This is a genomic window from Flagellimonas flava (assembly GCF_900129665.1).
GTDB lineage: Bacteria > Bacteroidota > Bacteroidia > Flavobacteriales > Flavobacteriaceae > Flagellimonas > Flagellimonas flava.
The window spans coordinates 213,662-229,621 of sequence record NZ_FQWL01000002.1; the positions used below are offsets into that span (position 1 = coordinate 213,662).

The following is a 15,960-nucleotide window of genomic DNA, read 5'->3' on the forward strand; positions in this document are numbered from 1 at the left end:
TTGTATCCATAAAAATGGCGCCATGCCTTGTCGCGGGCATACTTCTTGGGTTTTATCTAAGGGTTACGTACAGTGTAGTTCTGTTTTTACTTCCAATACTGGTCTTTCTATTGTTTCTAGCGATGAAAAAGCAATCCCGAAAAGGCTTTCCTTTTTTCGAATTGACATTTATACTGACCTTCATTACCATTGGAATATTCGCAATGAACCTTTCCAACCCCAACTCCCTTTCCAATCTTCAAGACGACGTATCCTATACCTGGGTATTGAAAATTAAGGAGGTTTTGAAGCCCAATAGTTATAGCAGGCGCTATGTGGCCCAAGTCATGCTAACGGACAATGAACCCCAGCAAGGAAAACTTATTCTAAGTTTCCCAAGGAATCCGATAAAAAACAATCTTAACGTGGATGACGAAGTAGTTCTAAGTAGTCCCCTGCTAAAGATTCAGCCTCCACGAAATCCACACCAATTTGATTATCGGGCCTATCTTGAAAAGCAAGGAATTCAACATCAACTAAAGGGCCAATGGGAGTTCATGGTGGTTCGTGATGCTCCTTCCAGAACTTTGATGGGATACGCGGCCGAATTCAGAAACCATATCATTTCCAAGTTGCGGAAAGAAGGGTTCGGAACGGAAGAATTAGGTGTTATTCAAGCTTTATTATTGGGTTACCGAGATGCAATTTCAGCGGATATCTATGATAATTACAAAAATGCGGGCGCCGTTCATATTTTGGCCGTCTCCGGCCTTCATGTCGGCATTCTACTGCTATTGTTGCAATTTTTGTTCGCACCCTTAGCGCGTTTGCCCAAAGGTAAAGTGTTGAAACTATTGGTCATTGTTTTGTCCCTATGGGTCTATGCCTTTATTGCAGGTCTTAGTCCGTCCATTGTCAGGGCAGTGACCATGTTTTCCTTTTTGGCATATGCAATGCACCTGAACAGGCCCACAAACACTTTTAACATAATGGCACTATCGCTGTGTTTCACATTACTCTTAAAACCTTTGTTCCTGTTCCAAGTTGGTTTTCAAATGAGTTATGCCGCTGTATTTGCCATTGTATGGCTCTATCCAAAATTTAAGCGGTTTTGGACTCCGGAAAACTTCTTGATCCGAAAGGTTTGGCAGCTACTTTCCATCAGCGTTTCGGCCCAAATGGGGGTACTGCCCATAAGCCTGTTCTATTTCCATCAATTTCCTGCACTGTTTTTCGTGTCCAATCTTTTAGTGGTGCCCTTTCTAGGTTTATTGCTGGGGTATGGAATCTTAGTGATTGTCTTATCCCTTATGGACGCTCTTCCAAACGTTCTTATGCAGGGATATAATCTTTCCATTCAAGGAATGAACACGATTATAGGCTGGGTGGGACAACAAGAGCGTTTTCTTATTAAGGAAATACCGTTTGACAGCGTCCAATTGGTTTTAGGTTACATATTTTTGATAGCCCTAGTTCGTTTACTATCCAAACCAAAAAAGAAAACCTTTGTTCCCGTTACTTTTGGAATTCTTTTGTTTCAACTGTGGGGGCTCTGGAACCAAAAACAAGTCAGTGGAAAACAATCACTCATTTTGGGGCATCAATCCAAGGAAACCATTTTGCTGCACCAACAAGGAAACCAACTGCGCTTTTTTTCATCAGATACAACTTCATTTCCAACCTTAGCCCAAAACTATCTAGTAGCCGAACGGATAAAATCCGTCAGCAAACATCCCTTGCAAAATAGCTATGATATAGGTCCAAAACGAATTTTTGTGCTGGACAGTTCGGGGATCCACCCTAAAGGCATGCATGTAGATTATCTTTTACTCACCCAATCTACAAAAATCAATATAGATCGCTTATTGGACTCTATGAAACCTAAAACAGTTATTGCCGATGGCAGCAATTTTACCAGCTTCGTAAAACGTTGGAAAGCGAGTTGTATGAAAAAGAATATCCCTTTTCACAGCACTCGCGAAAAGGGATATTTTGTTTTTGATATGGGTTCTGACTAGTGTACGTTCCCCATCAATTTTTTCATTAGTGGGCCAAACAACAGCACCACAACACCTGCTACCAGGGAATACTTGGCAATAAGGCTAAATCCATCCAAATAAACATGTAAAGTATCCAGACCGCCTACATTACTATCCGTACTTTCAATAGCCAATTGCTTGGAAATGAAACCAACAATTTGAAAGGCATAGGCAGACGACAAGAACCATACCCCCATCATAAAGGCCACTATTCGTTTGGGAGATAGGTCCGTTATTTTTGAAAGTCCCACTGGCGACATGAACAACTCGCCAACAGAAATCAAGAAATACAACCAAAGCAGGTATGAGAAGGGAACCATTCCGTTTTCGTCAGCACTCCCGCCACTTAAGGAGACCACATAAAATGCCAAACCGGCCAAAACCAATCCCATTCCAAATTTATAAGGTGTCCTTGGGTTGATCTTTTTCTTGGCCATATAGGTCCACATAATGGAGATAGGAATGGACAAGATGACAATGAACATGGAATTCAGTGCATTGGTCTGACTTGCATTGATCATGGAAAGGTTTACGTTTCTTGCGGCAAACAGGGTAATGACGCTGCCATGCAGTTCATGAAAACCCCAAAAAATGGTCATGAAGAACGTGATCAGTACCGCCATGAAAAGTTTCTTGCGTTCGTCCATGGTAGATTTTACCATGATCGTACCTAGATAAATCAGTACTAAAATTCCAACCAAATAGAACAGAAGGTTAACGATGTTGGTATCTCCGAACGCCGTTCCCTTTTCGCCCAAAGATTTATAAGATTGCAGTAGGAACGCAATTAAAGGAGCTGACAAAAATGCCAAAAGTGGAATTAAATGCTTTTGCGGAATCCCCATTATCTTTTTCTCGTATACCTCTACACTTGGAGGTTTACCTCCTTCGCCAAAGACATTCTTTTTGATTCCGCTCCAGAAAAAGAGCAGTCCGGTAAGCATTCCAATACCGGCTAGTCCAAAACCATAATGCCAGCCATAGGTATGTCCAAGCCATCCACAGAGCAGTGGAGAAATAAATCCTCCAATATTTATCCCCATATAGAAGATGGTAAATCCTGAATCCTTACGTGTGTCCCCATCTTTATACAGCGTGCCCACAAAGGTTGAGATATTGGGTTTAAAGAAACCGTTACCAACAATAATAAAGGCAAGGGCCAAAAAGAATGCGGTATTGTTCTCAATGGCGAGAACAAAATGCCCAAGCGCCATAAGAATACCCCCCAAAAAAATGGAGGAACGCATTCCTAAAATGGAATCGGAAATTTTGCCCCCAATAACGGTGGAAGCATAGACCAAAGAACCGTAAGAAGCATAAACAGCCGCGGCTGCATAATCCCGTGTGGCCAAAGCTTCGAATACCACGTTGACCATGTAAAGGGTGAGCAAGGCCCGCATTCCGTAGAAACTGAAACGTTCCCACAACTCTGCGAAGAACAAATAGAATAGGCCTTGAGGGTGCCCTAAAAGCTCCTTCTCGCTAGCCGGTTTTACAACGTCTGACATATATTAGATAGTTTGATTACAAATTTTCCTTGACGAACTTGGTCATTTTGGAGAACAAGTGAAGTCTGGTATTACCACCATAAATTCCATGATTCCTATCCGGATAAATGGCCCATTCAAAATCTTTATTGGCCTGAACCAGAGCCTCTATCATTCGCATAGAGTTTTGAACATGTACATTATCATCCCCGGAACCATGAACCAATAGGTACTTGCCTTTTAGCAGTTCTGGATAATTAAATGGTGAATTATCATCATACCCAGCTGGATTTTCAGCGGGTGTTCGCATAAAGCGTTCTGTGTAAATGGTATCGTAAAACCGCCATGAAGTCACCGGAGCTACTGCAATGGCCATTTCAAAAACATCATTTCCCTTGAGCAAACAGTTGGTACTCATATGACCTCCATAGCTCCAGCCCCAGATGCCGGTTCTATTTTCGTCGATATAGGGAAGCTCGCTTAATTTTTTGGCTGCTGCTATTTGATCTTCGGTCTCGTGCTTCACCAAGTTTAAATAGGTCACCTTTTTAAAATCCCTTCCCTTATAACCCGTTCCACGCCCATCCACACAGGCCACAATGTAACCTTCAGATGCCAGCATTTGGTGCCAAAAATCATTACTTCCCAGCCATCTATTGGCAACTTGTTGGGACCCCGGTCCGCTGTATTGGAACATTAAAAGGGGATATTTTTTATTTGGGTCGAAGTCTGCAGGTTTTACCGTCCACATGTTCAGGTCATTTCCATTGATATTGATTGTGGAAAATTCCTTTCGGCTCATATCAAACCCTTCAAGCTTTTTTGAAAGGTCCTCGTTGTTCTTAATCTCCCTGAGTTCTTTGCCATCTGAAGCTTGGTTCAAGGTAAATCGGTATGGCGTCGTAGCATCGGAGAAAGTATTGATGAAGTAGGTGAAACTGGCGCTAAAATCAGCGTTGTTTGTTCCTTCCTCTGTGGTCAAACGTTTCTTTTTCTTTCCGTTGGCTCCTATACTGTACACATCCCTATTAATGGAACCATTTTCAGTGGATTGGTAATAGATTTTCTTCCTTTTTTCATCATAACCATAGTAATTGGTTACCTCCCAAGGTCCTTGTGTTACCTGGTTGCGAAGCTTTCCATCTTTGTTGTACAGATAGATATGGTTGTACCCGTCCATTTCACTGGTCCAGATGAAACTGTCATCTTGGAGGAAAGTAAGGTTATCCGTTATATCAACATAGGCGGCGTCCTTTTCCTCAAATAAAAGATCAACGGAGTTGTTCGAAGCATTGACCGTATACATTTTCAAATGGTTCTGGTGCCGATTAAGTGTTTGCACACTTAACTCATCTGGGTTGTTTTTCCATTTGATTCTTGGAATGTAATACTGGTTTCCAAGGTCTATATTTGAAATGTTCCCAGAAGAAACATCGTACATATGCAGGCTTACAGTGGCATTCTCTTCTCCAGCTTTGGGGTACTTAAACTCATACTGAAAAGGATACAGATTTTGTCCATAAACGTCCATAGAAAAATGTGGCACATTGGTCTCATCAAAACGTAAGAAAGCTATTTTGGTTCCGTTGCTGTTCCAAGCAAAAGCACGCACAAACGCAAACTCTTCTTCATAAACCCAATCTGTAATACCGTTAATAATGGTTCCCTTACTGCCATCTGTCGTAATTTGCTTGGTTTCTTTGGATTTCAAATCCATACTGTACACATTATTATTGTATACATAGGCAACCTTTGAACCGTCTGGAGAAAGCAAAGGTTCCTGAATTTTCGAATCAGAAACCTTGGTAATACTTTTGGAGGTGATATCATAGACGTAATAAATGCCCAGGCGTGAATGCCTAAAAATAGGTTCTATCTCTGTGGCCAAAAGCACCTTTGACTCGTCATCGCTAAACGCATATGAACTAAAAAATGGCACCTCTCCTGATGAGGCAACTATTGTTTCCGTCTTTTTGGATGTGGTATAATCATATTTATCCAAACTACTGCTGCGGGGGGATCGATTAAAATTCAACACTATATAATGACTGCCATCCTTCATGGATTGGAGTGCATCCATATATTCTGTTCGAAACTCACCTTGCCAGATATTTTCGAGTGTAATTTTTTGTTTTTGGGCTGAAGAAAGGGCAACGCACCCCAGGGCGAGCATGCAGATAAGGAAATTTTTTCCCATTTAAGTCGTAATTTGATAATAAACCCTCAAGTTTACTAATATTTATCCGAAAAATAAACTTTATTGTTGCTAAGGCAACAAGAATATGACCCTGTTTTCCCCTATTCACCAAAAAGTCCCATTATATGTATATTTGATTCCTTTAACCACACACCATGAACACTCCTGTTGAGGGATTTTCCAAGCTTTCAAAAAACCAAAAAATAGAATGGGTCGCCAAGCATTTTACAACAGATCCAGAATCCGCCAAACTACTGTTGGAACGTTATTGGAACGAAGACCCAGAGGTGCAAAAAGTTCATGATGAGTTTATTGAGAATACCATCTCAAACTACTACCTCCCTTTTGCGGTAGCACCCAATTTCCTGATTAATGACAAACTCTACGCCATTCCCATGGTCATCGAGGAAAGTTCAGTTGTTGCAGCGGCTAGTAAGGCAGCCAAATTTTGGCTAAATAAAGGAGGCTTTAAGACGGAGGTGCTAGGTACTGAAAAAATAGGTCAGGTACATTTTATGTTCCATGGCAATGACCAAAAGCTCAAAAAATTTTTTGAGGAGGTCAAACCTAAACTTTTCCAAGAAACGGCCACTATCACCCAAAACATGGAAAAACGCGGGGGTGGCATTAAGGCTATTGAACTGCGATGCCTAGGGGATAAAATGGAAGGCTATCATCAGCTGCACTGCACCTTTGAGACTTTGGATGCAATGGGAGCCAATTTCATTAACTCTTGTTTGGAGCAATTTGCCAAAACATTAAAAGAAGAGGCCAAGCAATATGCAGATTTCACTGAAAACGAAAAGGACATTGAAGTGGTCATGAGCATTCTGTCCAATTATGTCCCTAATTGTTTGGTTCGTGCTGAAGTAAGCTGTGCACTTACGGCGTTGGACGAGGGTCAGATGACCGGGGCGGAATTTGCAGAAAAAATCATTCAGGCAGTGACTATTGCGAAGGTAGAACCGCACCGGGCCGTTACCCATAATAAGGGTGTCATGAACGGGATAGATGCCGTGGTCCTAGCCACCGGAAATGATTTTCGGGCCATTGAGGCCGGAGTGCACGCATATGCCTCCAAAGACGGTTCTTACTCGAGCCTAACCCACGTAAAAATAGAAGGTGACCAATTTAAACTTTCGATTGAAATTCCGCTAGCCTTGGGAACTGTTGGAGGACTCACCTCGCTACATCCCCTAGTAAAACTGGCCCTGGAAATTTTGGGTCGGCCATCCGCCGAGGAACTTATGCAAATTATTGCGGTTGCCGGATTAGCACAAAACTTTGCAGCACTCCGATCCTTGGTAACCACTGGCATCCAAAAGGGACATATGAAAATGCATTTGATGAATATGCTCAACCAGATGGGAGCCACCGAAAGTGAAAAAGAGCAACTGGTCGCCTATTTTAAAGATCATACTGTGACCAACGCTTCGGTTAAACAAGCACTTGAAAAGATTCAATCCCAATAATGGAACAACGCTTTTACAGTAACGGCAAACTACTGCTTACCGGGGAGTATGCCATTTTGGATGGTGCCACAGGATTGGCCGTGCCATCGCAATATGGGCAATCCCTTCATGTAAAGGTGACCTCATCAGAAATTCTGAACTGGAGGAGCTTCGATGCTGACCAGAAGATGTGGTTTCATGTCCAATTTACAGTTCCAAAACTGGAAGTCATTTCCTCATCGGATATGGATACTTCCGATAGACTTAAACAGATTCTCCAAACCGCAGCTGAGATGAACCAGGGTTTTCTTAAGGGGGACTCAGGATGGCATGTGGAATCACACTTGACGTTTCCCCGAAACTGGGGTTTGGGAACCTCCTCTACCTTGATCAATAATATAGCACAATGGGCGGGCATAGACCCCTACAAACTTTTGAAAAAAACTTTTGGGGGAAGTGGATACGATATCGCCTGTGCACAAAACGGCAAACCGCTCTTGTATTGGTTACAAGATGGGGATCCCCGTACAGAAATCGTTGATTTTGACCCCCCTTTCAAGGATTCCCTTTTTTTTGTTTACCTCAATGAAAAGCGGAATAGCCGTGAGGCGATAGCCAATTACCGTACCCTTCAATTTGATGCTCAAACCCTCCAGACAAGTATATCCCATATTACAGAAAGGGTATTGCTTTCTTCGAAGTTATCTGAATTTGAGATGTTGTTGAGCGAGCATGAGCAGTTATTATCCGAAGTTCTTGGCGTTCCAACCGTGAAGTCCAAACTGTTTCCCGATTATCCTGGCACCATAAAAAGTTTGGGAGCATGGGGGGGGGACTTTATTCTAGCTACAGGAAAAGAAGAAGAAATGGAATATTTTCATAAAAAGGGGTATCCTGTTCAGATTCCCTTTTCTAAAATGGTGCTATAAAAAAAGCCTCCCCAAAGGAAGGCTTTTTAGTCTATTGTAAAAACTTCAATTAATAGAAGGTAGCTCTTTTATCCTCAATCTCCGCACCTTCTTTAAGTGCCGTGTAGATATCGCCGTTTACCCTATTACTTGCGTTCGTTCTTAGCGTATTGGCATAGGTACTAAAGTTGTCCACGTTGGGCGCCTCTTCCTTTTTGGTCACCTTGACCATAAAGACCCCGGTTTCTCCTTGGATCAATGAAGAAGTTCCGTCTTGGGGAAGTGCAAAGGCAGTTCCAACAACCAAAGGCTCTCTACCCGCACCTGGAAGCGTTGGTGACTTCATCGTAAGCGCAGAAGCGTTGGACAAGGCCACATTGTTATCCTTTGCCAAAGCATCCATAGTTTTATTCTGGTTGGCAGCAATAATCTGCTCAGCTTTAAGCTCTTTTCTGATTTTTGGCAGTGCATTGGCAGAAGCATCTTCTGGAGCCATAAGTCCTTCATTATACTTCTTCACCAACTGAACCACGGCATACCCATTGTTGATGTTGAAACGTTTGATATTACCTACTTCGGTATCATCATTAAAGGCCCATTGAACAATCCCACGCTGGGCATTAAGTCCAGGAAGAACTTCATCCATTTCTTTAATTTTATTTACGGGCCTGACCTGATAGTTGCTTTCCTTGGCTATATCCCCAAAAGAATCTGGTTCGGCATCAATAGAAGCCATTTCAAATTTCGTAGCATCGGTAAACAAGGTGTTGATGGTTTCCTCGGAAGCCTCAATTTCTCTTGACAAGGTAGCTATCTGAACAATATCTTGCTTGTCATCTATTTTGATAACATGATAACCAAACTGGGTCTCCACCAAATCAATGGCACCAACCTCGTTATTAAAACAGAAATCGTTGAAGGCATCGGCCATCACGCCTTCTTGGAAATAGCCCAAATCACCCCCTCTTGGAGCGGAAGGTCCATCTGAATTATCCCTCGCCAATGTAGTGAAAACTGCTCCATCTTTTTTGGCTTCCGCCAATATCTCTTTGGCCTTGGCCTCAGCTTCCTCCTTGGTTCTGGTAATACTTGGGTTGGCCCTTTCAGCTCCTTGCCAAGTAAAAAGAATATGGCTTGCCTTAACAGTACCATTGGCTTTTCTATTCATCATTTTGCTTACCCTAAGGAAATCACCTTCACGGTAAGGTCCGTAGGTCTCACCAACCTGAAGGTTGATCAAAGAATCGGCAACCAAGGTCGGCAAATCATTTTTGGCCTTGTATATGGTGTCAAATTTGGTATCTGAATTACGATCTAGGAACGCCGCCATATCTTGGGTGTTGATAAACCCAGGAATGGTATCCGTGGTATTTCTTTCCTGAACGTATTCCACAGAATCATCAAGCAAAGTGGAAATGGCATCCTCAACGGCCTTTTCGTCATCAGCAGAGGCTTTTTCCTCAAAATATACAAAGCGGATGTCCCTTGCCTTTTCCTGCTTATACTCGTCTTGGTGACTGTTCACATAGGCTTGAATATCACTTTTAGTCACTTGGATTGTACTATCCGGAACCGAGGTGTAGGGTACACGAACATATTGTATATCAACCTTTTCATTTGCCAGTTTATAATCGAACTCTCCTTCTGAAAGGGTTGCTCCGACCCCACCTTTGATCAGGTTGAAATAGATACGCTCCTTGGCAGATTGGATAATGCGCTCTTCATCTTGCAACCAAGCATCGTAGCGCAGTGGATCGTTCACTTTCCAATCCGCTATGGCACTCTTAAAAACTTCGGCATTGAAAATTCCATTTTCATCCTGAAAATCGGGAATCTGTGCATATCCGGATGTTTTAACAAACTCAATGATCTGATCACTTTCCACATCTATGCCCAAATCATCAAACTGTTGTTGTAAAATGGCTTTTCTTACTTCCTGGTCATACACTTGGTTCACTAGCTGTGTAGAGGAGAAGCTTGGCCCAAATCGTCTTGAGGCACTTTCCACTTCTTTTCTAAAGTCCTCAATAGAAATGCTTTCCCCATTGATTTCCGCTACTGCGGAACCTACTTTGGCACCTCCAAAATCATTACTTGTAAAGACTCCTGATATTACAAAGGCGAACAAGGCCATCCCGATAATCAAAATCAGCACGGTTGTACGTTTCCTAATATTCTCTAATATTGCCATTTTACTGCTTGTTTTCTATAATTTCAGTGGGCGAAAATACCATTTTCTTTTCAAATAGGAAAGCCCAACGAAGCGCGGAAATTGTTAATCTTCAGGGATAACCTGAACACTTACCAAATCAATTTTGGTATTGGAGACCTCCAAGATGTGGAAGATAAAATTATCAAGTTTGATTTCCGAGTCCTGTTCCGGGATTTCACCAGTCTCATTCATGATCAATCCACCCAGGGTCTCGTATTCATCACTTTCGGGCAGCTCCAGTTTGTAGTTCTCGTTGATGTAATCCACCTCCATTCGTGCTGAGAACTTATAGACGTTTTCACTCAACTGCTCTTCGTGCAAATCTGTGCTATCGTGCTCATCTTCAATTTCCCCAAAGAGTTCCTCAACAATATCTTCCACAGTCATAATCCCAGAAGTACCACCGTATTCATCCAATACCACGGCCATACTCTTCCTTTTTTTGGTAAGCACATTCAAGATATCCTGAATCAACATTGTTTCCGGAACAAACTCTACCGGAAGCAGAATACTTTTAATGGTCTTAGGTTTTTTGAACAGCTCATAAGAATGGATGTAGCCTATAATTTCGTCTATGCTCTCTTTATAGACCAAGATTTTGGAGTAGCCCGTTTCTGAAAACAATTTGGCCAAGTTTTTTGGAGTTTCCTCAATTTCAACGGCCATTATTTCGGTCCGGGGCACCATGACCTCCCTAGCCTTTACCGCCGAAAACTCAAGCGCGTTCTGGAAAATTTGGATTTCAGAGTCCACCTCATCTTCTTCTTCCACAGTTTCCATTTGCTCGGTGATATAATCCCCCAGTTCAATTTTTGTGAAAGCCAGTTGTACTTCGTCTCCTTCTGTCTTAAAAAAAACACGAAGAATAAAATCCGATACCTTAATGACGAACCAAGATATCACTGAAAACAACAGGTAGAAGAAATAAGCCGGGATAGCGAAAACCTTTAATAAGGTATTGGAATAGATTTGAAACAACACCTTGGGCAAAAACTCTGCTGTCACCAAAATAATGAGTGTGGATATCAATGTCTGGGAAAGCAAGCTAAAATCTGTTAGCATGGCATTCAGAAAGTTGCTGGTAGTTGGCAACAGCCCCTGAAACCATTCCATGAGCACATCGCCCATAAAAAGTCCATAAATGACCAGGGCAATATTATTTCCAATAAGCATCGTTGCGATGAACTTGGAGGGTTTCTCCGTAAGCCAGGTGAGCACTTTTGCAAAAAAGCCCTCTTGTTTTTTCTCAATCTCTATATGGATACGGTTTGCTGAAACAAAAGCGATTTCCATCCCAGAAAAAAAAGCTGAGAATAATAGGGATAAAATGATAACAATCAGCGAAACTTCCAAGGCCAATTACTGTTGATTCTCCTTTTTACGCTGTTCAAAGCGCTTTCTATACCTCCTCCTAAATAGGAACATTGCAGTGGAGACCACGGCAAAAAAGATAAATATATAAGTCTCTTTGGGATTGATGCTCCAAAGTGTGGCCACCTTATAAATGGAGACCACCGCCACTACCAGATAAAGGTATTCAGTGTATTTTAAAATTTTAATCATCTAGTTCTTTTTCTTGTATGGTCATGAGGCCATAGGTCTTATGTGCCTTAAAGTAGCTAAAATCCCGGTTAAAATCCATTCCCTCACCATCCATGACAGTGTTATCTTCCGGGTTGGTATAGGTGAAGGCCTCCTCAGTAAAAATCCAACCATTGGAACGATCATAGAAAAGCTGCGGAGTTTCGAGTTTTTTACCGTCATGTGTTTCAATGACCACGTTGCCCTGCAAATCTATGAGATTGGTCTGTGAATATACGATTCCATAATCCGCGGTAATAACACTCTTTTGATCTTTATCATCAAAGAAATCCACCTGAAGACCTTCGGGAAAGGTCTGGAATTTGAAATACTGATTGTCAAAATTCTCGTAGACCGGACTCGTTAGAATAGCGATTACCTTGGAGCTATCCTGATCTTGGGTGCTCATTTCTTCCCGGGTCTCCGTATAGGTGAGTTTTAGGTTTTGGGCCACACCCGAAGGAAATATGGGCTTAACGGCCTCTTCGCCCACCCGTTGATAGTTGTCACCACAGGATATAAAAAGGATTGCCACGGTTAAAACCGTGGCAAAACTGTATAATTTATTTCTTAAGGTCTGTCTCACATTATAGACTAGGTACTCTAACGCTACCTCCTACCCAGCAGCTAAAGGAAACTGTTTGACCTGCTTTTCCTGAGCTAAAGATCATCTCTTTGGTAGGTGCTTTGGCCGCATAACTTGCAGCGGACTTGCTGGCCCTACCACTTAGGGATGGATCTACACGACCTGCTTTTCTGGCCATATCGGCAGCCTTCCAATAGATGGCTCTTTTTTCGAAAGGTGTACTTCCACATGCATTTGCACTACTTGCATACAGGTTGGCAATAAGCAAATATGCTTTCCCGTTTGCAGGGTTGGCGTCAACAGCTTTTAAGGCATAGCTTCTCGCTTTTGACTTGCTACTTCTTCTTACCGTAGTTGCAATCTTATACAGGATATTGGACTTTCTGAAGTTGTCCGTTTCCAGTTCAACAGCTTTGTTGAAATCTGCAATAGCTCCTTTACTATCACCTGCTTTTTGCTTTAATGTACCTCCATATAGATAGGCATCAGCTGAAGGATCTAAAGCCAACTGGGCCTCAAAAAGCTTCTGGAACATTGGATCGTCCGTACACTCTTTGGAAAACATTCTTCCAACGGCACGTTTTACCCAGTTCACATCGTTCTTCTTGGCTTCGTAGCTCTTTTCATAAAGTGGGATAAGGTTGCCACAATCCGCCAAAGCTCCCAATTTTGAATCGATGCTGGTTGCAATCTTACCATATGACTTAGAGTTCGTGGTAGCCACTCTCAACTGTCTTTTTTCCTTGGATGTCAGGGTTCCCAACGAATCTTTAGGGAGTAACTTTGTAACAACCGCAGTAAGCTTCTTGTTTTCCTCCTCTACCTTTTCAGTAACATCATCATATACATCAAACACTTCTTGAAGGTCTTTCTTGTTTCCCTCGTGCAAATCCACGAGCGTTGAGAAATACAGGTAAAGTGCCTTAGGGTTTTTAAAGTTTTTTCTATCCTCCTTAAAGGCTTTGCCCAACATTCCATAAAGTTGCTCATCAGAAGCCATTTTGTTGTCATAGGACAAAAGCGCTTTGTCAATGGTAACACCTGCTTTACTGAATTTTGCTGGGAAATACTTCAAACTTGCATCGTATAAAGACATCAAGTCCTGAATATAACCATCCTTATCGGCTCCGGAGGAATTCTTGATCTTGTGGGCAAGAATCTTCTCCCCATAGGAGAAATTGGCCTTGTTGATATCCGGGCAGCTTTCATATACCATTTTCCATGGTTCATAGGCTGCATCGTAATTTTTAACTTTTGCGTGCTCGGCGTAAATGGAAAGATTGGTCATGCACTCAGGATTTTGCGCCTGGGCCATACTTAATCCCATCGACATAAGGACCGCTATCATCGTTAAGTAGTGTTTCTTCGTCATCTTACTAATTTTAAAGTGGTTAATGTACAAATTTTCACGAAAAAAATATCTTAAAGGGGGAAGATATCACCGGTTATTTAAATGATATACAATAAAATCCCCATCAATTTATTTTTCTTTTAAGGAACCACCGGTCATTTAAGGAAAGTCCAACATTAATTTTAAAATACCCTTCCTCTATTAAGTTTGCATCCGTCGTTCCCCTTTTCCCCAATTCAAAACCGAGGTTCAAATTGGAAAAGTTGTTGCTCAACGGTAGTCCAAATCCAAAAGTTATGCCAAAATCATTAATCTCCCTTCCATTCACTTCCAATCCACTTACATCATATCGAAGTCCTGCTCGGTAGGTAATTCGCTTAAAATACCCTGTAAGTGAGCGGTAATCAGGAATCCAATACCCTCCGAAGGCATAGGTCGTGGCATCCTTGTACGTTACATTTTCTATACCCAAAAACGCATTTTGGAAATCGCTGAACTGTTGAAAGCTATACTCCCCACCGATCAACCATTTTTTATTCTCTCCAAATCCAATTCCCAATGTAGTCCTTGTCGGAATCTTTAATTCGGTGTTTTTTAGGTTCAGAGCATCCAAATTCACATCAATAACCTCAATTTCCTGTCCATTTGCCAAAGAAAAGGACCCCAGTCTTTCCGAATTTTCAGAAGCTAAGTTTATTTGGGTATTCACCAGAACCGATGTATATAAGGTATATTTATCCTTGATGGTAGGTGTGTAATTCAAGGCATAATTGAAGTCCAATCCATTGATGCGCGACTCTCGTCGATCCAATGTGCCAAACTGAACACCTTCTACACTTTGAATACGTTGGTATTCCAAGGTTCCAAAATTAAAGTTCCCAGTAACTCCCAAGCTTACATTCTTGATGGGCTCAAATCCAATCGAAACAAAAATTCTGTTGAGTCCACCATCTCCTGTATAAACGTTAGTTACCGACTCATCATCATTGACATCCGTAAGTTCATAGCCCACGGAGGACAGTGGCATAATACCAAAAGCCATACCTGCTTTTCTGGCAATGGGAAAACCTATGGCCAAATAGTCCAAATTGGTTACCGAAACGTTTTGTTGTTCGGTAAAATCCTTGAGCCGTAACCTGTTGTGTGATATCCCCGCGGTATAGGTAGTCAATTTTAATTTGGAGTAGGCCGCCGGGTTTCGAAGATTGATATGGATACTGTCTGCATACAAACTCATCCCCCCCATCATCTGATTATCGACTGTACCACTGTTCCTAAGGTCTCCTATTCCAAAAAATGAATAAGGTGATACGGTACCGTTTTGCGCGAAAATGCCATGGGCAGCCACGCAAAAAAAAGCGATCAAAAATTTCTTAACCATCTAGCGTTTGTTGTATTCCAGCAAGTAGTTTAGCCCCTCCAAGAGAAATTTAGAATTCGCAAATATGGTATTTTTTAGTCGTTTAGCAAAAAAATGGAAGTCGCCGCCTGTTAAAATAACTGTTAAATGTTGAAAGCGTGATCGGTACTGATCAATTACCCCATCTATTTCCTGTGAAACACCATTGATCACCCCACTGTGCATGCTGGTTTCGGTGGAGTTTCCGATAAAATCCAATAGCTCTGAAGGTTCAAGTAAGGGTAAGCCAGCGGTTTGATCGTTCATGGCCTTGTATCTCATTCGGATTCCAGGCGATATGGCCCCTCCTACATATTCACCATAATTATTGACCATATCATATGTGATGCACGTTCCCGCATCAATGACAAGGGTATTGCCCCTAGGATTGTGGTAAAATGCAGCTGTGGCCAGCGCCACTCTATCCATACCCAAGGTTTGCGGGGTAGCATAGCTATTTTTAAAGGGCACCCTGGATTCAGGCGACAAGACATGAACCCGGCAGAAAAGAGAGACAATATCACGTTCTTTATGCTCCAATTTCCCAACACTTGAAAGCAACGCCTGATCTATTTTTGGAAAACGCTCAAAGAGTTCTTTTACTTTGCTAAGGAACAGACCTGACTCTGAACTTTGGTCAAATACGATGCTACCATTTTCAAAAACAGCATATTTCACCAAAGTGTTTCCAATGTCTATGACCAAGTTCATGATACAAAGATGGAAAAATGGAAAAAAACCCTTGCCTTTTTTCTGGTTTTTGTTTGTAT

The 15,960-nt window shown here is 41.9% G+C and carries 12 protein-coding genes; 3 read left to right on the plus strand and 9 right to left on the minus strand.

Annotated features, from left to right (window positions below; translation table 11 throughout):
• The first annotated feature begins 14 nt into the window (after positions 1-14).
• Positions 15-1,997: a ComEC/Rec2 family competence protein gene (locus BUC10_RS06745; protein ID WP_262493189.1), complete on the plus strand. Its 1,983-nt coding sequence runs from the start codon at positions 15-17 to the stop codon at positions 1,995-1,997.
• On the opposite strand, the gene BUC10_RS06750 is transcribed toward BUC10_RS06745, so the two are convergent.
• Both BUC10_RS06750 and BUC10_RS06755 read right to left on the minus strand, forming a co-directional pair.
• Entirely contained in the window at positions 1,994-3,526 is a 1,533-nt protein-coding gene (locus tag BUC10_RS06750) for a peptide MFS transporter (RefSeq protein ID WP_073177662.1), read from the minus strand. The genes BUC10_RS06745 and BUC10_RS06750 overlap by 4 nt on opposite strands.
• A gap of 16 nt (positions 3,527-3,542) precedes the next feature.
• Positions 3,543-5,702 (minus strand): S9 family peptidase, encoded by a 2,160-nt coding sequence (locus tag BUC10_RS06755; protein WP_073177663.1) that lies wholly within the window; start codon positions 5,700-5,702, stop codon positions 3,543-3,545.
• A gap of 155 nt (positions 5,703-5,857) precedes the next feature.
• On the opposite strand from BUC10_RS06755, the gene BUC10_RS06760 reads away from it, so the two are divergent.
• Both BUC10_RS06760 and BUC10_RS06765 read left to right on the plus strand, forming a co-directional pair.
• Complete coding sequence (locus tag BUC10_RS06760; protein ID WP_073177665.1) at positions 5,858-7,174, plus strand: hydroxymethylglutaryl-CoA reductase, degradative; 1,317 nt, start codon at positions 5,858-5,860, stop codon at positions 7,172-7,174.
• The gene (locus BUC10_RS06765) at positions 7,174-8,082 is read left to right on the plus strand and encodes a GYDIA family GHMP kinase (RefSeq protein WP_073177667.1); all 909 of its coding nucleotides are present in this window, start codon (positions 7,174-7,176) and stop codon (positions 8,080-8,082) included. Before BUC10_RS06760 ends, BUC10_RS06765 begins: the two co-directional genes overlap by 1 nt.
• 49 nt (positions 8,083-8,131) lie before the next feature.
• Here the strand turns inward: BUC10_RS06765 and BUC10_RS06770 are convergent, their stop codons facing one another.
• From BUC10_RS06770 to BUC10_RS06800, 7 genes are all read right to left on the minus strand, one after another.
• Positions 8,132-10,252, minus strand: a complete 2,121-nt coding sequence (locus BUC10_RS06770; protein WP_073177669.1) for a peptidylprolyl isomerase — start codon at positions 10,250-10,252, stop codon at positions 8,132-8,134.
• Between the two features lie 84 nt (positions 10,253-10,336).
• Positions 10,337-11,626 carry a hemolysin family protein gene (locus BUC10_RS06775; protein ID WP_073178843.1) on the minus strand — a complete coding sequence of 430 codons (1,290 nt, stop codon included), beginning with the start codon at positions 11,624-11,626 and terminating at the stop codon, positions 10,337-10,339.
• Positions 11,627-11,632: 6 nt separating this feature from the next.
• Positions 11,633-11,836: a hypothetical protein gene (locus BUC10_RS06780; protein WP_073177671.1), complete on the minus strand. Its 204-nt coding sequence runs from the start codon at positions 11,834-11,836 to the stop codon at positions 11,633-11,635.
• The gene (gene lptC, locus BUC10_RS06785; RefSeq protein WP_073177673.1) at positions 11,829-12,440 is read right to left on the minus strand and encodes an LPS export ABC transporter periplasmic protein LptC; all 612 of its coding nucleotides are present in this window, start codon (positions 12,438-12,440) and stop codon (positions 11,829-11,831) included. The genes BUC10_RS06780 and lptC overlap by 8 nt, the downstream gene beginning before the upstream one ends.
• A gap of 1 nt (position 12,441) precedes the next feature.
• On the minus strand, positions 12,442-13,812 hold the full coding sequence (locus BUC10_RS06790) for a tetratricopeptide repeat protein (RefSeq protein WP_073177675.1): 1,371 nt from the start codon (positions 13,810-13,812) through the stop codon (positions 12,442-12,444).
• 103 nt (positions 13,813-13,915) lie between these two features.
• Complete coding sequence (locus BUC10_RS06795) at positions 13,916-15,172, minus strand: BamG family beta-barrel-assembly machinery protein (protein WP_073177678.1); 1,257 nt, start codon at positions 15,170-15,172, stop codon at positions 13,916-13,918.
• Positions 15,173-15,901: a type III pantothenate kinase gene (locus BUC10_RS06800; RefSeq protein ID WP_073178846.1), complete on the minus strand. Its 729-nt coding sequence runs from the start codon at positions 15,899-15,901 to the stop codon at positions 15,173-15,175.
• Between the last annotated feature and the right edge of the window lie 59 nt (positions 15,902-15,960).